The sequence below is a fragment of the Lacticaseibacillus zeae subsp. silagei genome (genome assembly GCF_030770335.1).
GTDB classification, from domain to species: domain Bacteria; phylum Bacillota; class Bacilli; order Lactobacillales; family Lactobacillaceae; genus Lacticaseibacillus; species Lacticaseibacillus zeae.
In genome coordinates this window covers 903,834-923,655 of sequence record NZ_CP132484.1, presented here as the reverse complement: position 1 = coordinate 923,655, position 19,822 = coordinate 903,834, and the positions used below count along the sequence as shown (strand labels likewise).

The window sequence follows — 19,822 nt, the reverse complement described above, 5'->3', positions numbered from 1 at the left end:
ACCGGGTTGTCCTGAGTGAATGCAAACAAATAGACCCTGAACGTTTTGTCAGGATCTATTTAAGCTTACGCAGAAAACGCCTTTACCACACTGATTGGCTTAGGCTTCCTCACGAAAATCATTCAAGGCTTTTTCGAACGCCTCAAGTTTCTCCTGTGCTTTTGCATCAGTTTCTGCCTTGGTGCCAACATAGAATTTGACTTTTGGCTCGGTGCCGGATGGGCGAATCGCAATCCAGGTGCCGTCTTCCAAAATGTATTTCAGCACGTTGCTAGAAGGCATCGTCAGTTTTTCAACCGTGCCGTCTGCCGACTTCGCTTCTTGACTCAGGAAGTCTTCCACTTTGGCAATCTTGACACCGCCAAAATCATCCGGCTGCTCTTCGCGGAACTTCGTCATGAGATTGGCCATTTGCTTTGGACCGTCAACGCCTTCAAAATCAACGCCAACCGTCTTTTCAGCATAGTAACCATATTTCTTGTACAGTTCCTGAACGCCATCCCAAAGTGTCTTGCCTTGTGACTGGTAGTATGCGGCTACTTCAGCCAGCAAGACTGTTGACTGGATCGCGTCTTTATCCCGAACGAATGGTTTGATCAGATAACCATAGCTTTCTTCAAAGCCAAAGAGAAACTCATGCTCACCAGTGGCCTGGAAGTGCTTGATTTGATCGCCGATAAACTTGAAGCCGGTTAGCACGTTAATCATGTCCACGCCGTAATCTTTCGCAATCGCCGTCGCTAATTCGGTTGAAACGATTGACTTCACAACTGCGCCGTTTTTCGGCAACGTGCCAGCTTGTTTGCGGGCTTCGAGAATATAGTGCAGCAATACCGAAGCAATTTGATTACCGGTCAGCAACTGATAATGGTCGCCAACTTTGACCGCGGTCCCCAAACGATCGGCATCCGGATCAGTGGCAATCAACACATCCGCACCGATTTTCTTGCCCAATGCGATCGGCAAATCAAAGACTTGGGCAAATTCAGGGTTCGGGAACGGGGTTGTCGCAAATTCCGGATCAGCAATGCTTTGTTCCGGAACCAAGCGGAAGTTTTCAAACCCGGCATTGCGCAAAACCATTTGTGCCGGAATGCGGCCAGTCCCATGTAACGGGCTATAAACCAGTGACATATTCTTCCCGACAGTGTGGACCAAGTCAGGATTGATTGTCACTGTGGCCACTTCAGCATAATAGGCTTCATCCACATCTTCACCAATCGGCTGCATTAAATCCTTGGCCCGCAACTCGTGAACATTTAACGCTTTAATCGCAAAAAGATCAGATGCCGACCGAGCGTACTTGGTAATTTTGTCGGATTCTTCCGGCGGCATTTGACCGCCATCTGGACCATAAATCTTGTAGCCATTGTATTGCTTCGGGTTATGGCTAGCCGTAATCATAATCCCGGCGTAAGTCTTCAAATGACGCACCGCAAAACTCAACTCCGGTGTTGGCCGCAGCTGGTCAAACACATAACTCTTGATGCCGTGAGCGCCAAGCACCCCCGCACTTTGATAAGCAAATTCCTGACTCATGTAGCGGGAATCATAGCTAATGGCGACGCCGCGCGCCTTTGTTTCATCCGTCAAAGTATCCATAAACCGCGCCAGGCCCTCAGTTGCCTGGCGTACCGTATAAATGTTCATCCGGCCAATGCCTGCACCAAGAACGCCGCGCATGCCGGCAGTCCCAAATGCCATGGGCGCAGCGAACGCCTCTTCCTTAGTTGTTTCGTCGTCAGCCATTTTCTTAAGATCAGCTTTTAGCTCCGGATCAAGTGTTGGTTCATCAACCCATTGTTGATACGTATCACGGTAACTCACGTGATCAGCTCCTATCTGTCTAAATTAATAATTTCGGGTACAGCCCTTCCCTTTCCAATCATACTATAAGTAACCAACGCTTGGTTGAAAACGCGCTCAAATAAGAAAATTCTTTTGCGATCCATTGAGAAGTTGGGGCAATAAATTCTATACCGTGCCAAACTCCGCAATCTCCGGCCAGCTGGGGCTGGAACGGGGTGGGCACGACTTTGAGCCCCATCTGGCCTACGATTGCTCCGCTTTGGCACTAAGATCTCAAGAGACTTGACAAGTTATTCATAAGTAAACAAAAAAAACAAACTTACCACCATCGTATCAATGGAATGTAAGTTTGCTTTTAAAGTTTGGCCTTATACTAGGCCATGGCCGTCTCCTATTTTTAGCTTCGAATCACTTCTAGTACACTAAAAATAACTAAGCTTTAACTTCAATGTTGGTATCATTCAAACTTTGGATATAGTTGAAAACGCCTTGCCCAGCAGTACCGCCTTCGCCTACCGCTGTGGTGATCTGCCGCAGGTCTTTGGCACGAACATCACCGATGGCAAAGATGCCCGGTACCTTTGTCCGCATGTGATCATCAGTTGGAATCCAACCATGATCGTCCAGAATGCCGAGATCCTGGAATGGTTCGGTCATCGGCATGATGCCGACATAAATGAAGACACCGGCAACTGGCAGAACATGCTCTTCACCGGTTTCCTTATCACGATACTTGACGCCGGTGACTTTCATGTCATCGCCTTGGATTTCCTGAACCTGGGCGTTCCAGACAAAATGCATCTTGTCATTGGCAAATGCGCGTTTCTGGATAATCTGTTGCGCACGCAGTTGATCACGCCGGTGAATAACCGTTACCTTTTTGGCCATTTGGGTCAGGTAAAGGCCTTCCTCGATCGCGGAATCGCCACCGCCAATAACGGCAAGCTCGCGGTCTTTAAAGAAGGCCCCGTCGCAGACTGCGCAGTACGAAACCCCGCGGCCGCTATAGGCTTCTTCGCCGGGTACACCCAGCTTTTTGTGTTCTGCGCCTGTCGCAATGACAATTGCTTTGGCTTCAAATTCGTCTTCATCAGTCTTGACCAACTTGGTTGCGCCATGATTCTGGACGCTGATGACATTACCATAGGCGTATTCGGCACCAAATTGAGTGGCGCCATCATACATTTTTTGGCCAAGATCAGGCCCAAGGATTGACTTGTAGCCCGGATAGTTTTCTACTTCAGCGGTGTTGTTCATTTGACCGCCATAGACACCGCGATCAAGCATTAACACTGACAAATTGGCACGCGAAGCATAAAGCGCCGCCGTCATGCCGCCGGGACCGGCACCGATCACGATTACATCATATTTTTTTGCCATTGGCAGTCTCTCCTTTTGCCGTATTGCTTACAAATAGTAAGCTACGTAGTCTAATATACAGGGTTTTAGTGCTTTTGTAAACTAGCATTGTCAAAATCAAATTCCGGTTTGCCGGATCGCTGCATGAGATCGGTAATCACCGCGCGAATTGGGGCATTTTCATACAGGACCTGGTAAATCGCATCGGTAATCGGCATATCGACACCTAACTCACGCGCCATGTGATGAGCAACCTTGGTCGTGGAAACACCTTCGACCACCATTCCCATATTCTTCAACACGTCTGAAAGCTTCTCGCCTTGACCCAGCGCATTGCCGGCGCGCCAATTGCGGCTGTGAACGGAAGTGCAAGTCACAATTAAGTCGCCGACACCGGATAGGCCGATAAACGTGAGCGGCTCAGCACCTAATTTTACGCCCACCCGACTGATTTCCGCCAACCCGCGGGTCATCAAGGCGGCTTTGGTGTTATCGCCGTAGCCGAGGCCATGCAACGCCCCGGCACCGATTGCAATCACATTTTTTAACGCTGCACCGATTTCGACGCCGATGACATCGGTATTGGTATAAAGCCGAAAATAGTCATTCATGAACAGCTGTTGCACTTTTTTCGCCAGCGGCAAATCTTCAGATGCGGCGGTTAAGGTGGTAATGTCATGCGTAGCAACATCTTCGGCATGACTCGGCCCGGAAATCACAACGATCCCTTGAATGAGATCCGATGGCAAGACGTCAGCCAAAACCTGCGAAATTCGCAACTCGCTGCCGCGTTCCAAGCCTTTTGCCGCATGGACAATAATCGGCTGCTCGCCGCGGCCACGGTGCGCCTGCAAAATCGGCTTGACCTGTTCGGCCACACTGCGAATGGCATTGGTCGGCACCACGAATAAAATCACGGTCGCCTGGTCCAACGCCTGGCCTAAATCTGCGGTCACGTGAAGCGCATCATGTAATGTAAATTCAGCACCCAGGTAATGCTCATTTTTGTGAGTCTGCTTCATGGTCGCAACTTGTTCCGGACTATGACTCCATAAATAAACGTCATGGCCATTTTCCGTTAGCAAGTTTGCTAACACCGTTCCCCATGAACCAGCACCTAACACTGCTATTTTTGTCGGCACAAAATCACTCCTATTCAACTGCTTTCAGCGGATTACCGTCTAAATACCATGCAACGTCTCCCCGGCGCCGCCGATACCAGATTAACGCACCAGCCGCGATGAACAAAATAATCGACAGAATCTGGGAAACCCGTAACCCTGGCACCACATACAGTGAATCGGTTCGCATGCCTTCAACAAAGAAACGGCCGAAGCTGTACCACATCACGTAACTCAAGACAACCTCGCCTTGCTTGAACCAATGCTGATGATGCCGCACCGTCATGATTAAGGCAAAGCCAACCAGATTCCACATACTTTCATACAAAAATGTCGGCTGGCGATATGCGCCGCCAATATTCATTTGCTGAATGATAAACTCTGGCAGATGCAAGCCACGTAAGTAAGCCAGACTTGTGATCGCACCATGAGCTTCCTGATTCATGAAATTGCCCCAGCGGCCAATCGCTTGCGCCAGCATAACCGTGGGCGCCGCAATATCAAGTACTAGCCAGGCTGGCAGCCACTCAATTCGGCAATAAATAGCAAAAACAATCACGCTGGCAATCAAAGCCCCATAAATTGCAATGCCGCCATGCCAAATGGCAATAATCTCGCCGGGATGGGCAGCATAATATGGCCATTCAAATGCCACATAATAAAGGCGTGCCCCGATGAGTGCAAATGGCAACGCCCATAAAATCAAATTCAGAATGTGATCTTCTTTAATACCGCGTTTTGGTGCTTCCTTCATCGCCAGATAGACTGCCAGTAAAACAGCACTGGCAATAATAATCCCGTACCAATGAACTTCCAGACCACCCAACTGAAACGCGATTGGATTGAGTACTAATAACAAGTTATTTTTCCTCCGAACTGCTCTGGTCGTTTGCTTCGTTATGTTCGATCAGATGATTAAGATTTTTTTCGAATGTCTTGGTCGCATCATAGCCCATTGACTTGGCGCGGAAATTCATGGCTGCCACTTCAATGATGATCGCCAGGTTACGCCCAACTTTAACCGGTATCGTAATCTTAGGAACCGGTACGTCAAAAATAAGCTGTGTCTGTTCACCGGAACCCAGCCGGTCAAATGTCTTATCCGGCGTCCAGTTTTCCAAATGAACAATAAGCGAAATGGTGGTGTCTTCGCGAACAGCACCGGCACCAAAAAGATTCATGACATCAATAATACCCAAGCCACGAATTTCCAGCAGATGTGAGAGAATCGGCGGCGCAGCACCCACGATGGTTTGTTCATCCTGTTGATAAACATCCACCCGGTCATCAGCGATCAGCCGGTGCCCACGTTGAACCAGTTCCAAAGCCGTTTCTGATTTACCAACGCCGGAATCGCCGGTGATCAGTACGCCCAGACCATAAATATCAACCAAAACGCCATGCATACTGCGGCGTTCTGCCAGCTGTCCGTCTAAGTATTCGGTGATCAAGCTTGACAGCCGCGTTGTCGGTAACCGTGAACCCAATACCGGAATATGCGCCGCGGTGGCCGCCGTAATCATTTCCGCCGGTGGTTGCAACCCGCGCGACACCAGAAACGCCGGGGTGTCCTCGGTTGCCATCCGTTTCAAAATCAATAACCGCTCTTCCGAGGACATATTCCGCGCAAATGAAATTTCTGTCCGACCAAAAAGTTGAATCCGTTCATGCGGATAATAATTAAAGTAACCCGTCAACTCAAGTCCGGGACGCGAAATATCGCTCAAAACGACCTGCCGAGAATCAAGATACTCCTCACCACTGTATACCTCAAGCTTAGTCGCCTTGACGAGTTGCCGTACCGTCACGCTGTCTGCCATGAAGTCCACCTTTCTTTCGCCATGTTTGCTTCATTTTACCATAACTCGGTGAACCACACGGGGACGACAGGGAAAATAGCTTTCAAAGTCGCCGCATTTCGCCAGAATAAGGTCAAAAGGTTACTTCCCATTAGTGCGCCGGATTACGCTCAGATAAAAAAAGTCGGTCCCCCTAGACAACTTTTGTCTTGAGAACCGACTCTTACCGCAGCTTTCAATCAAGCCGCACTATTTTTTACCCACAAAAATCATATTCATTACTGAAATGATGATGGCCAGTACCATGGTCGAGCCAAAACTGCTGAAAACAATTCCGGACACGAACCACGTCATCATACTGAGCATCAAGCCGTTGAGGACGATTAAAAACAATCCTAACGTGAGAATTGTAATTGGAATCGACAGAATCACCAGGATTGGTCGTAGCAAGCCATTAAGAACTCCTAAAACAAGCGCACCGACAACGGCCACACCAAAGCCCGCAACATAGAGTTGACTAGGAAACAGTTGCGCATAGATTAAGAAAACGGCGGTTGTGATGATGGTACGTTTGATGAAATTCATGACTAGAAATCGCTCCAATCATCATCATGTGACTCGGTAACGTGGGTAGCGTTTTTACGCGGTCGCGACGTACCTTGATCGCGATATGGATGCCGTGGACCACGGCGGCCATCACGGTCATGGCGCGAGAATAGCCATACAGCCAAAACCACCAGAAGTGCCGGTACGATTAACATTTTCAACAAGATGATCCCGATCGCAAATACCGCCACCAAAACCAAGCCAACGATGAAAAACATTAATGGAATTAATAGAAAAGGCATAAGCGATCCCCCTTAGTCATTTGAATCTTTCAGTTGAATATTGCCACTGGTCGTATTGAGTTTCAACTCGCTGCTACCAGTGCCCGGTCGCTCCAGTTCGAAGCGTTTAATCCCTTTTGCCGGTTCGGTCACATTGCTCAGGCGACTCTTAATACTGCCAAAATGGGTCCGGGCTTCGCCATTTAAGGCAATCGAAGCCGGCACAGCAACTTTCACATTGCCATTCATCGAAGTCCCTTCAATTTTGGTAAAGTCAGTGTGATAGGTTGCGCGAACCGTTCCATTTACGGTTTTCAGTGCGGCAGTTGCCGGGTCGGCATCAACTGAAACATCACCGTTAACAGTGGTCAGCAATAAGTCATGCGTATGGCCACCCTGAACCTTGATAGAGCCATTAACACCTTCACTTTCGATCATGACACCATCAATATTAGTGAAGGTCATTTGACCATTGGTACTCTTGACATAAAAATCTTTTCCGCTCATGCCGGTCAGATCCGCACTACCGTTGAGTAAGCGCACGGCCACATGATCATAGCTGCGTTTTGGCAGTGAAATGACTAGATCGGCCTGAACGCGCTTATTAGGCACCTGGAAACTGAAATGATCATCGGTAACATCAATCCGGCTGCGGTCGTTAAACGCGTCCAGCGGTGTCGGTGCATCCATTTTGCCGTACAGCTTGATGGCTGCTTCGACTTGAATACCCGGTTGATCCCAAGGCTTAAAATGCACGTCACCATTAGCAACCTTCACATCCAAAATGGTTGCCTTACTGTCAGGAAATTTAAATACATGCTCGAACTTCTCTGTGGCTAAGCCAGGAACGGTAACGGTGACATTCTTCCAATCGACATTATCCAAGACATTGTTGACAGTATCTTTGACAAAACCGCCGATTTGCGAGGTCGCATCCCCGATATTTTTACCAAGTTCGGAAAAGACGTCACGGGCATCTTTTTGCCACTCGTCATTGAAAATCTTGTCGCCGATCTTTTGACGTTCCAGATCATGTTTCTGATGACGAAGGGTGGCAAGGTTGGCTTTAAGTGACTCAACCTGGCCATTTAACTCGGCTAGTTGATCGGTGAGTTTCTGATTCTCCTGCTTTAATTCCCCGCGCTTTTGGTATTTCTCTGGGGACAAAGCTTCAAGATCTTCCATCGTGTCTAAGACGATAATCTGTTCGTTATTGGCTTCAATTTGCTTGTTGATGCTGGTTACTTGCGTTGTTGCCGCGTCCAATGCACCGGCTGCTTCGGCAATCTCGGTGTTGAGTTCGGTCAACGCAGCATCGGTGTCAGTATCGGTTTCTTCGTGATCATCGTGCTTGGCTTGATCATGCGTATCTGACTCCGAGTTGTCTTCGGGAGCAGTATGATCGGCCGGGCTGTCGGCTTGGGAGCCTTGCTGTTTGGCGAGGTTCTCCAAAAGTACCAGTGCCTCTTCGCTTGAAATAACGCCTTTTTTGACGAGGTCTAAAATTCTTTCGCGTTCATTCATGGGTTATCCCTCCAGGATTTGATTACATGATTAGTATGCACGGAATTTGACCACGGCGCATAGGTCCAAAGGTTGATTTTTAAACGGGTCGGAAGGCGGACGGTTCATTTATAACGAGGTTGAATCATAATTTAGTAGGTGCGCTCATAGTTTGATTCTGAACGGTCGAAAAAGCTTAGGCAATAAGTTCCAAGCCGTGCCAAACTCCGCAATCTCCGGCCAGATGGGGCTGGAACGGGGTGGGCACGACTTTGAGCCTCAGCAAACCCGGCTGAGTCTCAAAGCTCGGCCTTGGCCTAAAACGGGAAAACCGCCCGTTTAATGCCAATTTCACCCCTGAGCCCCATCTGGCCTACGATTGCTCCGCTTTGGCACTAACATCTCAATGCTCTGACAAATTACTCTAGGCAAAACAAAAACGAACATGCTCACTGCGGTCGGCCCTGTCAAGTTGACAGATGAAATAATATAAAATTTTGGTAGCTTTTAGACGGCCTTATTCCAGTATTCTTCTGGGGTAAGGCCGTCTCTTTGTCCTGAACGGTTTTCGTGATTGAAATAGTGGATCCCGTCTTCAACGAGCTTGACGAATTCCTTGTAAGTCTTTGCCATTGGATGACGATCCATCCACCGCAGTTTAAACTCGTTCCACCAGCGCTCTATCGGTGCGTTGTCATAGGGCGTTCCCGGCCGTGACATACTTCGTGTGACTTCAAATTGGTTGAGGTAGCGGTTGAATGCCTTGGATGTATAGGCGGAACCACGATCAGTATGAATGAGCGGATGGACGTTGCCAGCGCGAGTGAAAGCGCGCTGGAAGACCTGAATCTCGGCAGCGGTTGTTTCGGTTGCACTCAGGTTGTAAGCCAACAGATTGCGGCCATAGAGGTCAAGAACGCCACTGAGGCGCATCTTGTACTCGCCGTTGATACCGTATTTCAACTCGGTTGAGTCGGCTAGCCAGACTTGATTAGGGCGTTCCACGTAGAAGCATTGATTGAGCACATTGTCTTGCAGGTACTGTTCAGATTGCTTGACGCGCCTATGCCGTTTTTGGCGGATCTGACATCGAATGCCAAGCTCGCGCATGACGCGACGAACTTGTTTGATCGTGACCGGAAAGTCAATCAGCTCATCTTGTTGTAAGTTGATCAGGAGATTCCCAGCACCAATGCCTTGGTGATGAAAATCAAACCAATATTGAGTCCGCTCCTTAAGCCGTCGATCGTGGGCCTCCCACACTGTTTCCTCCCGCCTTAAGCCTTTGTAATAAGCTTGACGGCTGATGCCAATAACGTCCAATAACTTTGTGACAGCGCCATGTTGGCCTTGACTAACTTCTTCGATGGCACGGTAAGCTTGTCGGTGTTGTTTGATCACTCCTTGTGCTGGATTTCCAGTAATTTTTTTACAAAGGCCTCCACTAGCTCTTTGTCCTTGAGCTCAGCTTCTAGTTGACGAATGCGCAGTTTGGCCTTGTCTAATTCGGTTAGATCACGCTTGTCTTTGTGGTGACCACGGTTATCTACCAGCGCCTCATAACCGCCTTCGCGAGCCTTGATCACCCAAGACCGTGCCTGTTGATAAGACACATCAAAATGGGCTGCCGCTTCAGTATAGGAGTGCTTACCCTTAGTGACATATTCAACGACTTTAATGCGTTCTTCGAAGGTGGTTGTACGACTCATGGTGGGGACCTGCTTTCTAGACGGTGAAGCCGTCAAAGATTGATGATCCCTATTATACATGGCTATCCATCTTTGCAATTGTGTTGATGAGCGCAGACCAAATTGCATCGTGACTTCGGCTAATGACCCTTCACCACTGAGATAAGCAAGTACTGCTTCAAGCTTTTGTTCCTTGGTATAATGTTGATTCTTTCGAGCTTCCTCTAATCCCTTAATCCCATCGCGTTCATAGCGCGCCTGCCAACGTTGTAATGTACGATCACCAAGACCGTGTTGACGGGAGAAACTACTGATACTTATATTCGAATGTCTGAACTCCTCCAATATGAGTAACTTTTCTTGAGCTGTATGCTTAGATCTGGGCATAGAAAATCCCTCCATGATCATCAGATGAATTATGATATTTCATCTGACAACCATAAAGGGATTATCGCACACATTGCTGTTGAGTATGTCCGTTTTTAAATTACCAAGGTGAATTATGGTCATACCTGTTGATTGAGCATAAATACTAACTGAGCACTTTTAACAATCCTCATTGTTGAAGTGTCCCTTCATCAGAACTTGTCCTCAATCGCATTGGAGTTGAGTTCAGTGATCTTCCCAGTCTTTAAGTAAACAATCCACTCGCAGATGTTGGTGACATAATCGCCGATCCGTTCCAGATAAGAGGAGACGAGCATGTAGTCCATCGAGCCAACCACGGTTTCCGGGTTGTCCTGCATCTGGCGAATACATTCTTTATAAATTCGGGATGAGAAGTCGTTAATCCCGTGGTCTTCAAGCGCAATTTTGCGCGCCCGCGCGGAGTCTTCCTTAACATAGGCGTCCAAAACCTGCTCCACCATTTCCTTGACCGCTTCGGCCATGCCGGCAATCTCGGTTTCGATTTGTGGCACCCGGGTTTTGCCTTTGACGCGAATCGTTGATTTGGCAATGGAAACCGCATGATCGCCCATTCGCTCGAGATCAGAGCTTGCTTTCATCACCGTCACAATGACCCGCAGATCTGTTGTGACCGGTTGCTGCAGGGCAATCAGCTCAAAGCTGCGTTTTTCCAAATCGACTTCGCGTTCATTGATGTGTTTGTCTTCCTGGATCACTTCGCGGGCCAAAATCTTGTCATGATTAATGAAGGCTTTCACGGACTTATAGATGGCCTCATTGACCATCATCCCCATTTCCGAAAAACGTACATGAAGATCGTTCAATTCGTCAACAAAAAGTCGTCGCATACTACCCCTCCTACCCGAAGCGTCCAGTGATGTAGTCTTCGGTTTCCTTTTCTTTTGGATTTAAAAACATTTGTTTCGTGTCAGCGAATTCGATCAAATTACCGGTTAAGAAAAAGGCCGTTTTGTCCGAGATTCGGGATGCTTGATGCATACTGTGCGTTACCAAAATGATCGTGTACTGATCGCGTAAGCCCAGCAACATATTTTCGATTTGAGTGCTGGATATCGGATCCAAGGCACTGGTCGGTTCATCCAACAAAATAACATCCGGCTTAACCGCCAGCACCCGCGCGATGCACACCCGCTGTTGTTGGCCGCCTGACAACGATAACGCACTGTCATGCAAATGGTCTTTGACTTCATCCCAAATGGCCGCTTGCTTTAAGCTTGTTTCAACGACCTCATCCAGCTTACTTTTATCTTTGACACCAGCCAAACGTAACCCATAAATCACATTTTCATAAATCGAAAAAGGAAAAGGATTCGGTTGTTGAAACACCATGCCAACTTGTTTGCGTAACTGAACCACATCTTCGTTTGGTGCGTAGATGTTTTGACCGTGCAAGCTGACCGTACCGGTAATCGTGACGCCTGGGATCAGATCGTTCATCCGATTAAGCGTGCGTAAATAGGTCGACTTACCACAACCTGAAGGCCCGATTAAAGCCGTGATTTCGTGCTGGTTGAAATCCAGACTAATCCCTTTTAGTGCTTCAAACTTGCCGTAAAAAAGATGAACGTCTGAACTGGTAATGATTTTTTGTGCTTCAGCCATGGGGACCTCCTAGCCGAAATGTCCGGAAACATAATCGTTGGTTGCTTTAATCTTGGGACGCGTGAAGATCTTACGGGTTTCATCATATTCAAGTGCGGCGCCGCTATAAAAGAACGCGGTATAGTCGCTAATCCGAGCCGCCTGCTGCATGTTATGTGTCACGATGATAATCGTATACTTATCCTTCAACGCTAGCAAGGTATCTTCGACCGCTGAAGTCGAAATCGGATCCAACGCACTGGCCGGCTCATCAAGCAACAGAATATCCGGCTTCATTGCAATGGCCCGGGCGATACACAACCGTTGTGCCTGACCACCTGACAGCGACATGCCGCTTTGATTCAGATCATCTTTAACCTGATCCCATAAGGCGGCTTGTTTCAAACTGGTTTCAACAATCTCATCCAGCTTCTTTTTGTCTTTGAGACCAAAGCGGCGTAATGCAAAGGCAATATTGTCATAAATAGACTTCGCAAACGGATTAGGCCGTTGGAAAACCATTCCGATGTGTTTGCGCATTTCATAGACATCAACGGCATCGCTGTTAATATCGATGTTGCGATACATGATCTTGCCAGTGACACGGGCGCTTTCAATATTATCGTTCATTCGATTCAGCGAACGCAAGTAGGTCGACTTCCCGGAGCCACTCGAGCCGATCAATGCGGTGATTTTATACCGTTCAAAAGGCAGCGATACGCCATGAATGGCCTCACTGTCGCCATAAAAAACATGCAGGTCCTTCGTTTCAATGGCAATCTCCTGCTTGTCCCGATCAAACGGGCGGATATACGTATCATCTAAAGAATACTTTTCAAGTTCTTGCATCTTGAACCTCCATGCCTTTTCATGATAGGCGCCATGACCGTCTTCATCGCGGCATCCGCGCAAATCATCACCGTGAACCACGCATTAAGCGGCGGTCATCTTTTTGAATAAACGATTACCAAAATACCGCGCACCCACATTGAAGATTAGAACGGCGATAACCAGCACCGCACTGGCACCGGCGGAAACCGCAACCGCATCCGGCTGAATCCCTTCAGAGTTGATTTTCCAGATATGCACCGCCAGCGTCTCGGCTGGGCGGAACGGATTCAACGGGCTAGCAATGTTCGCCGGATTCCAATTGGTAAAATCAAGCGCCGGCGCACTTTGCCCGGCTGTATAAATTAATGCCGCAGCTTCACCGAACACCCGGCCGGCACCAAGAATCATCCCGGTAATGATCCCCGGCAACGCTTCAGGCATCACGACATGTAACACCGTTTCCCAGCGTGAAAGTCCAAGGGCCAAGCCTGCTTCGCGCTGCTCATTGCCAACGCCGCGCAATGAATCTTCAACATTTCGCGTTAACAGTGGCAAGTTGAAAACCGTCAATGCCAGCGCACCCGACAAAATCGAAAATCCAAACTTAAACTGCAAAACAAAAATCAGGAAACCAAACAAACCGACAACAACTGATGGCAACGAACTCAGGATTTCAATGGAAGTCCGGATCACATCCGTCAACCAGTTTTTCTTTGCGTATTCACTCAGGTAAATGCCGGCCCCTAAGGAAATCGGGGTTGAAATCAACATGGCCAGCAGCAACAAATAAAACGAGTTGAACAGTTGAATGCCGATCCCACCGCCAGCCTCAAAGCTTTGCGCCGGACTTGTCAGAAAGTGCCAGGAAATATGGGGAACCCCTTGAAACAGAATATAACCAAGCAGGCTTGCCAAAATAATAATGATGATGCCTGAGATAATGTAAAGCACTGTGGTAGCCACTTTATCCGCAATTTTCGGATTCATTTGTTCAGCTCCCCTTTCTTCCCGATCCACCGAATCAACAGGTTAAAGGCCAATGACATCAGCAACAATAGCAACGCTAAGGACCACAACGCGTTATTGTCAAGCGATCCCATGACGGTATTCCCGATGCCGCTGGTTAAAACCGATGTCAGTGTCGAGGCCGGAGATACCAGATTCTTTGGCAACAAGGCCGCATTCCCGATGACCATCTGCACCGCCAAGGCTTCACCAAACGCCCGTGCCATGCCGAAAACAATCCCGGTCAAAATGCCGGGAATAGCCGCTCGCAGAACAACCCGATAAGTCGTCTGCCAGCGAGTCGCACCTAACGCCAACGATGCTTCACGATAATGACGCGGCACCGCTTTTAAGGCATCAACTGTCATAGACGTCACGGTTGGTAGGATCATGACGAACAAAACAAACGTCCCGGCCAAAATCCCAAAGCCGGTGCCGCCAAAGATATGACGAATGAACGGCACGATGACGGACAATCCGATAAAGCCATAAACTACTGACGGAATCCCAACCAGCAGCTCGATGACCGGCTGCAGAATCTTTTGCCCCCATTTACGGGAAATCTCGGTCATAAAGATGCCGGCTCCGACAGCAAAAGGCGTCGCGATAATCGCCGACAGGAACGTGACCCCGAAAGACCCGACAATCATCGGTAAAGCCCCGACTTCGGGATTTCCATGAGCATCCTTAATCGAAGGGTTCCAAACACTCTTAGTCAGGAACGACCAGGGATTGATTTTGTTTTGGAAAAATGTTGCCAGTCCTTTTGATGCAACAAAGAAAAAGATTGCTACCACCACAATCACAATTAGGGTGATACAAAATAGGCTAATCATTTTGCCGCGCCGCTCTAACTTGGCTGACCGCGATTTTTTTAACATCGCTTCTCGAATTGGATCCATCATAACCCTCCTAAAATCTCATCACCGTGACCGTGCATGTCAATAAATGGCCCCTTTTGACAACGATCCGTGTACTTCGGTTGCCAAACGTCACATTCACATCGCACTTGGCTGCAAAGTGCCCGTCAAAAAGCTGCCGTTGTGCAGTTATTGCTTGCTAACATGGCCACTGGCATCACGAACGACCTTCATCTGGGTCATCGGGATATAGCCCATTTTCTGCACCAGCTTTTTTTGAATCGGTGATGACATAATATACGCCAAAAATCGCTTGGTTAGCCCGCGCGGCTGGCCTTTCGTGTACATGTGTTCATACGACCAGATCCGCCACCGGTTCGTGGTCACGTTGGCATCGGTCGGCGCAACCCCATCTACCGACAGACTCTGAACCGTTTTATCGATATAGGAAAAGGCAACGTACGAAATGGCCCCGGGCGTGCTGCCGACAATCTGGCGAACCATCCCGGTCGAATCCTGCTCTTGTGCGGCAATCGGTTGTTTGCCTTGAAGCACCCACTTCTCAAACGTTGCCCGGGTTCCTGATCCTTGCGCCCGGTTAACCAAAACGATTGGCACATTCTTGCCGCCCAACTGCTTCCAATTGGTGATCTGGCCTAGGAAGATCTGTTGCAACTGGGCCATTGTGACATTCTTGACCCCGACGTCCGGGTTAACAATCGGCGCAATGCCAACAACGGCTACTTTATGGTCCACGAGCTTTTTAGCGTTTATGCCCGGTTTTTCTTCAGCGAAAAGATCCGAATTGCCAATATCAACAGCCCCTTGCTGGATCTGGCTCAATCCGGTTCCGCTCCCGCCGCCTTGAACGTTAATAAAGACGCCGAGATGTTCCGTCTGATATTGTTCACCTGCTGCTTCAACCAATGGCTGCAGCGCACTTGATCCAACTGCGGTAATGGATTCACCTGACTGTTTGCTATTACTGCTGCTGCCGCATGCACTTGCCATAAACGCCAGAAGCATGATCGTAAACAGGGTCACAATTTTTTTCACACGAAATCCTCCATTTCAAGCTCCAACCATCTTATCAGCTGTGTGTAAATGTTCATGCTGTTGAATGTAAAGGTTGTGTAAACATCAACGTTAAGCCGGACGATTATTCTGGCCGACCGGCAATGTTACGGTAAAGGTTGAGCCAACCCCAACCTGACTATTAACCGCAACACGGCCATCCATACTTTTCACCAGTTCAGCCACGATGGCCAATCCCAATCCGGTGCCACCGTTGTGCCGGCTGCGCGCTTTATCGACCCGGTAGAAGCGTTCGAAAATACGGGCCTGTTCTTCTTCCGGAATGCCGATTCCCGTATCCGCCACCGCTAATGATAAGTGATCGCCTACGACTTGTGCGGTAATCGTTACGTGACCGGCTAGGCGATTGTAAAAGACAGCATTATTCAAAAGATTCCGTACGATCTGGGTCAGCTTACGTTCGTCGGTAACAATCTGCAAGTCCGGTGCAATCGCAACTTCAACCTGAATTTGTTTATCTTTAATCACTTTATCCAGATTGCGCAAGGCATCATCAACCAGCTTCTTAAGCGCAACTGTCGCTTGCACCGCCTGATTGGTTTCCGGCCGGCTCAGTGTCAGAATATCATTGATCAGCTGGGTGAGTCGCTTACTTTCATCGAAAATGATGCCTAAAAATTTATCCAGAGTCGCCGGATCATTTTTAGCCCCGTTCAACAAGGTTTCCGCAAACCCGGCAATCGCGGTAACCGGTGTCTTTAATTCGTGGCTGACATTGCCGACAAAATCCAGCTGCATTTTTTCAACCTGCCGGAGATAGGTGACATCATATAAAATCACCAATACCTGTAGCCGGCTAATGCCTTGATTCAACGGAATAACGGAGGCATCCACCGACTTTTGGGTCGCCAAGACGGTTAGTTCCTGATGATGGGTCTTTTCATGGCGGAATGTATGCTCGATCATCCGCGCAAGCGCGTAAGTTTTGACATCGTCGAGATAACTGTGACGCGGTTGGGGAATCTGATGCCCCAAAAGCTGCGACATGGCATGATTGTGCAAGATCACATCTTTGTTGGTGTCAATCAACATGACGCCTAAAGGTAGGTTGTCGATTAAGCGATCAAAGCTCGACTGGCGCACAGCTACTTTTTCGCGGAGATGCGCCTGTTCAGCGGCGAGCGCATTGATTCGCTGTGCCACAGGTACAAATGGTGACTTCGGCGGCAAAATCACCGGATCGGGTTCCTTTTTTTCGCGGATGCGATCCAGATTGTGGCTCATGACCCGGATGGCTTCCTGATACTGATGTTCAGAGCGGAAAAGCCAGAGTAGAATCAGCGCAATTAAGGCCGCGAAGATCAGTGTCAGAATCCAAAATTGCTCTGGCGCCGTGGTCCATACGCTTGATTTATACCGGCTAACGGCAACCCATTGACCGTGATCCCGAAACAGATAAGCCTGCTCCGTTCGCCCATAAACATTGACTGATGTGACGAAAGCCTTGGCACGGCGTCCTCGCAACGCATCAGCCATTACCTTCTGTCTGGTGGTCTGAGGATTATCCGGAATGATCGTGATAAAAGCAGCTTCTGATTCAGCCAGCGCCTGGCGATCAACGCCATCGTGATCAGACGTCACGTAAGTTCTGGCCACCCGGCGAAGATCACGTGCCTGCTGGTGAACGATTTGTTGATTCACTGTTGTCACAAGCACAAAAAAGCCTGCCAAAGATAGCAGACTAATAACAAGTGCACGGCGAAAAACCCGTTTATTCATGTGGTGCCTCCATTTGATAGCCGAATCCCCGAACTGTCTTTAAATAATCCGGATGTTTTGGATCGGTTTCAATCTTATCCCGTAAATGACTGACCTGAATATCGACCATGCGGGTTTCAGCTGGATAATCAAACCCCCAGACGCCATTTAACAAAGCGTCACGAGACAAGGTCTTACCTACTCGCTGGGCAAAATAAACCAGCAACTCAAATTCCTTAGGGGTCAGTTGCAGCCGGTGACCGGCTTTGCTAGCCTTATAGTTTTCCGGATCGATGGTGATTTGGCCAACGGTAATCTGATTGTCGTTACCGGAGCGCGCCGTGGTTTGCGGCTGGCTCTGACTACGCCGTTCGATGGCCTTGATCCGTGCGATGATTTCCCGTGGCGAAAACGGTTTGGTGACATAGTCGTCGGCACCCAATTCAAGTCCCACAATTTTGTCCGTTTCATTATCCTTCGCCGTCAGAATCATGATGGGGGTCTGAATCTTATCTTCACGAATCTTGCGGGTAACATCCAGTCCGCTCAGGCTTGGTAACATGAGATCGAGGATAATAAAATCAAACGGTTCGCTACGTACCTTGTCTAAGGCTTCTTGCCCATCGGTTGCTGTCTCCACCTGATAGTGTTCGGTTTCTAAATTATATTGCAGCAACGTCAAGATGGCTGGCTCGTCATCAACAATCAAGATCTTCTTCATGCTGTCTCCTCCGGGAATAAAATCATACCAAGTTCATGCGGCGCACCGGCAAAAATTGCGGTTTCGGCAAGGCGCAATTCACCATCTGCCTGTTGAAGCCGCAAGCGACAATAAGTGGGTTCCTTTTGAATGGCATTGTACAATTCACTGGCGCTATTCACCGCGATGTGGTTACAGGAAAGCACCCGATCTCCGGGTTGCAGATTCATTTGTGCTGCCGGGGTATCAGGCACAACCCCGATTAAAACAACGCCGCGATCAGTGCGCGTTACTGTCAGGTACACCTTATGGCCTTGCCAGAGTAACCCGCTTCCAAGAATAACACTGATACATGCAGGCACGATGGCGCTCGCAAATGCAGGAAGGAACAGTAATCGTGCAGCGACGCCGTATGCGACTAATGCGCCACCTGCGCCGGCAAACCACGGCCAGCTGCGTTGCCAATGCATTTTCGCCCGATCATGCTGTGACGTAAATGACGCACCTAAGACCAAAGGCAGGCCGACGATCGCAAATGCTTGAATGATCACTGTCAAAACCGGCAACTCGTCAACCTGAGTAGGAACCACCGGAACCAACAACGGTACCCAATAAAACTGCCGCAACCGAAACGCAGCACTTTTTCGCTGGCGCCGATCTGTCAAAATAACCGGCGATTCAAGTTGGTCGCCATGATTCAACCATGCCAGCACAGCCTGGGCAAGCCAAAGCAGCCCGATCAAAAGCGCCAAATTAGCTGCCAGCATTCCATCTGTATCAGAATAATCTGATCGAATAAACGCGGCTAAACTTGCAAGACCTAGCCACCATGGACTAAACGACCATGCAGACACGATCAAGGCAATCACGGTCAAACCGCTTATAGCCAATAAGGCAGCTAAACTGACCTGAAGTCGCGCCAAAACCGAGATGGCGGATACCACAATACCGATCAGGATACCTACCCAAAAAAACCGGGCAATCTCAATATGTTTTGGGTGAATCGCCCGTAAGTACCGGTGGCGTTCACGGCCCGTGCGCCGAACCGCAAACAAAATCGTCAACCCTAAGGCTAGCCAAAACGCCAAACCAACCGGGCTGATAAGTAAGGCAATGATCACTGCCATTCGTAACCCTCCACTATTCACTGTAAACAGTATAGCAGAAATCAACTGCTGCTCCTATAAGGTTTGGGCAATCGGAGATGGCTCAGTGATGCGGAGGCGGTATTGAAGTCTACAAAAAAGTTTAGGTAATAAGTTCCAAGCCGTGCCAAACTCCGCAATCTCCGGCCAGCTGGGGTGGCGACGCGAAGCTAGAGCAGTGGGCACGACTTCGAGCCCGCAAAGTACGCGGTCTCGAAGCTCGGCCTCATTGTAGGCGGTAAACCGCCAACAATGACTTCACTGCTGATCCCCATCTGGCCTACGATTGCTCCGCTTTGGCACTGTTACCCTAATGCCCTTAACGAATTATACTTGGGAAACAAAAAAACGAACATATCCTCTTTACTAAAG

19 protein-coding genes are annotated in these 19,822 nt (G+C 48.8%); all 19 read right to left on the bottom strand.

The features are described 5' to 3' along the window. Window positions 1-99: 99 nt before the first annotated feature. Window positions 100-1,827, bottom strand: coding sequence for a phospho-sugar mutase (locus tag LACZS1_RS04430; protein WP_070650195.1), 1,728 nt, complete (start codon window positions 1,825-1,827; stop codon window positions 100-102). A 414-nt stretch (window positions 1,828-2,241) separates the two neighbouring features. Further along, complete coding sequence (gene trxB / locus LACZS1_RS04425; protein ID WP_010489391.1) at window positions 2,242-3,189, bottom strand: thioredoxin-disulfide reductase; 948 nt, start codon at window positions 3,187-3,189, stop codon at window positions 2,242-2,244. Window positions 3,190-3,254: 65 nt separating this feature from the next. After that, window positions 3,255-4,310 (bottom strand): NAD(P)H-dependent glycerol-3-phosphate dehydrogenase, encoded by a 1,056-nt coding sequence (locus tag LACZS1_RS04420; RefSeq protein WP_070650196.1) that lies wholly within the window; start codon window positions 4,308-4,310, stop codon window positions 3,255-3,257. A 10-nt stretch (window positions 4,311-4,320) separates the two neighbouring features. After that, the gene (gene lgt / locus LACZS1_RS04415; RefSeq protein WP_070650197.1) at window positions 4,321-5,148 is read right to left on the bottom strand and encodes a prolipoprotein diacylglyceryl transferase; all 828 of its coding nucleotides are present in this window, start codon (window positions 5,146-5,148) and stop codon (window positions 4,321-4,323) included. A gap of 1 nt (window position 5,149) precedes the next feature. Further along, window positions 5,150-6,109 carry an HPr(Ser) kinase/phosphatase gene (gene hprK / locus LACZS1_RS04410; RefSeq protein ID WP_047105800.1) on the bottom strand — a complete coding sequence of 320 codons (960 nt, stop codon included), beginning with the start codon at window positions 6,107-6,109 and terminating at the stop codon, window positions 5,150-5,152. Between the two features lie 228 nt (window positions 6,110-6,337). Then, window positions 6,338-6,673 carry a phage holin family protein gene (locus LACZS1_RS04405; RefSeq protein WP_070650198.1) on the bottom strand — a complete coding sequence of 112 codons (336 nt, stop codon included), beginning with the start codon at window positions 6,671-6,673 and terminating at the stop codon, window positions 6,338-6,340. A 2-nt stretch (window positions 6,674-6,675) separates the two neighbouring features. Beyond that, entirely contained in the window at window positions 6,676-6,936 is a 261-nt protein-coding gene (locus LACZS1_RS04400) for a hypothetical protein (protein WP_010489401.1), read from the bottom strand. A 12-nt stretch (window positions 6,937-6,948) separates the two neighbouring features. Continuing rightward, entirely contained in the window at window positions 6,949-8,439 is a 1,491-nt protein-coding gene (gene liaX, locus LACZS1_RS04395; RefSeq protein ID WP_047105799.1) for a daptomycin-sensing surface protein LiaX, read from the bottom strand. 486 nt (window positions 8,440-8,925) lie between these two features. Further along, window positions 8,926-9,819 (bottom strand): IS3 family transposase, encoded by an 894-nt coding sequence (locus LACZS1_RS04390; protein ID WP_070650228.1) that lies wholly within the window; start codon window positions 9,817-9,819, stop codon window positions 8,926-8,928. Next, entirely contained in the window at window positions 9,816-10,493 is a 678-nt protein-coding gene (locus tag LACZS1_RS04385; protein WP_070650229.1) for a helix-turn-helix domain-containing protein, read from the bottom strand. The genes LACZS1_RS04390 and LACZS1_RS04385 overlap by 4 nt, the downstream gene beginning before the upstream one ends. 191 nt (window positions 10,494-10,684) lie before the next feature. Next, on the bottom strand, window positions 10,685-11,362 hold the full coding sequence (gene phoU, locus LACZS1_RS04380) for a phosphate signaling complex protein PhoU (RefSeq protein WP_070650233.1): 678 nt from the start codon (window positions 11,360-11,362) through the stop codon (window positions 10,685-10,687). 10 nt (window positions 11,363-11,372) lie between these two features. After that, window positions 11,373-12,137 (bottom strand): phosphate ABC transporter ATP-binding protein PstB, encoded by a 765-nt coding sequence (gene pstB / locus LACZS1_RS04375; protein WP_306402903.1) that lies wholly within the window; start codon window positions 12,135-12,137, stop codon window positions 11,373-11,375. A 9-nt stretch (window positions 12,138-12,146) separates the two neighbouring features. Next, window positions 12,147-12,965, bottom strand: a complete 819-nt coding sequence (pstB, locus tag LACZS1_RS04370; protein ID WP_025012524.1) for a phosphate ABC transporter ATP-binding protein PstB — start codon at window positions 12,963-12,965, stop codon at window positions 12,147-12,149. An 84-nt stretch (window positions 12,966-13,049) separates the two neighbouring features. Further along, window positions 13,050-13,934: a phosphate ABC transporter permease PstA gene (gene pstA / locus LACZS1_RS04365; protein WP_010489412.1), complete on the bottom strand. Its 885-nt coding sequence runs from the start codon at window positions 13,932-13,934 to the stop codon at window positions 13,050-13,052. Further along, on the bottom strand, window positions 13,931-14,854 hold the full coding sequence (pstC, locus tag LACZS1_RS04360; protein ID WP_025012523.1) for a phosphate ABC transporter permease subunit PstC: 924 nt from the start codon (window positions 14,852-14,854) through the stop codon (window positions 13,931-13,933). Before pstC ends, pstA begins: the two co-directional genes overlap by 4 nt. A gap of 147 nt (window positions 14,855-15,001) precedes the next feature. After that, complete coding sequence (locus LACZS1_RS04355) at window positions 15,002-15,868, bottom strand: phosphate ABC transporter substrate-binding protein PstS family protein (RefSeq protein WP_010489423.1); 867 nt, start codon at window positions 15,866-15,868, stop codon at window positions 15,002-15,004. A 90-nt stretch (window positions 15,869-15,958) separates the two neighbouring features. Then, window positions 15,959-17,626 (bottom strand): two-component system histidine kinase PnpS, encoded by a 1,668-nt coding sequence (gene pnpS, locus LACZS1_RS04350; protein ID WP_070650235.1) that lies wholly within the window; start codon window positions 17,624-17,626, stop codon window positions 15,959-15,961. After that, window positions 17,619-18,326: a response regulator transcription factor gene (locus tag LACZS1_RS04345; protein ID WP_010489426.1), complete on the bottom strand. Its 708-nt coding sequence runs from the start codon at window positions 18,324-18,326 to the stop codon at window positions 17,619-17,621. The genes pnpS and LACZS1_RS04345 overlap by 8 nt, the downstream gene beginning before the upstream one ends. Further along, window positions 18,323-19,432, bottom strand: a complete 1,110-nt coding sequence (locus LACZS1_RS04340; protein WP_070650236.1) for a PDZ domain-containing protein — start codon at window positions 19,430-19,432, stop codon at window positions 18,323-18,325. Before LACZS1_RS04340 ends, LACZS1_RS04345 begins: the two co-directional genes overlap by 4 nt. Between the last annotated feature and the right edge of the window lie 390 nt (window positions 19,433-19,822).

Excerpts from the sequence above, each read along its gene's own strand:
- trxB (WP_010489391.1), bottom strand. The coding sequence starts at position 3,189 with ATGGCAAAAAAATATGATGTAATCGTGATCGGTGCCGGTCCCGGCGGC.
- hprK (WP_047105800.1), bottom strand. The coding sequence starts at position 6,109 with ATGGCAGACAGCGTGACGGTACGGCAACTCGTCAAGGCGACTAAGCTT.
- LACZS1_RS04405 (WP_070650198.1), bottom strand. The coding sequence starts at position 6,673 with ATGAATTTCATCAAACGTACCATCATCACAACCGCCGTTTTCTTAATC.
- LACZS1_RS04400 (WP_010489401.1), bottom strand. The coding sequence starts at position 6,936 with ATGCCTTTTCTATTAATTCCATTAATGTTTTTCATCGTTGGCTTGGTT.
- liaX (WP_047105799.1), bottom strand. The coding sequence starts at position 8,439 with ATGAATGAACGCGAAAGAATTTTAGACCTCGTCAAAAAAGGCGTTATT.
- LACZS1_RS04385 (WP_070650229.1), bottom strand. The coding sequence starts at position 10,493 with ATGCCCAGATCTAAGCATACAGCTCAAGAAAAGTTACTCATATTGGAG.
- phoU (WP_070650233.1), bottom strand. The coding sequence starts at position 11,362 with ATGCGACGACTTTTTGTTGACGAATTGAACGATCTTCATGTACGTTTT.
- pstB (WP_306402903.1), bottom strand. The coding sequence starts at position 12,137 with ATGGCTGAAGCACAAAAAATCATTACCAGTTCAGACGTTCATCTTTTT.
- pstB (WP_025012524.1), bottom strand. The coding sequence starts at position 12,965 with ATGCAAGAACTTGAAAAGTATTCTTTAGATGATACGTATATCCGCCCG.
- pstA (WP_010489412.1), bottom strand. The coding sequence starts at position 13,934 with ATGAATCCGAAAATTGCGGATAAAGTGGCTACCACAGTGCTTTACATT.
- pstC (WP_025012523.1), bottom strand. The coding sequence starts at position 14,854 with ATGGATCCAATTCGAGAAGCGATGTTAAAAAAATCGCGGTCAGCCAAG.
- pnpS (WP_070650235.1), bottom strand. The coding sequence starts at position 17,626 with ATGAATAAACGGGTTTTTCGCCGTGCACTTGTTATTAGTCTGCTATCT.
- LACZS1_RS04345 (WP_010489426.1), bottom strand. The coding sequence starts at position 18,326 with ATGAAGAAGATCTTGATTGTTGATGACGAGCCAGCCATCTTGACGTTG.
- LACZS1_RS04340 (WP_070650236.1), bottom strand. The coding sequence starts at position 19,432 with ATGGCAGTGATCATTGCCTTACTTATCAGCCCGGTTGGTTTGGCGTTT.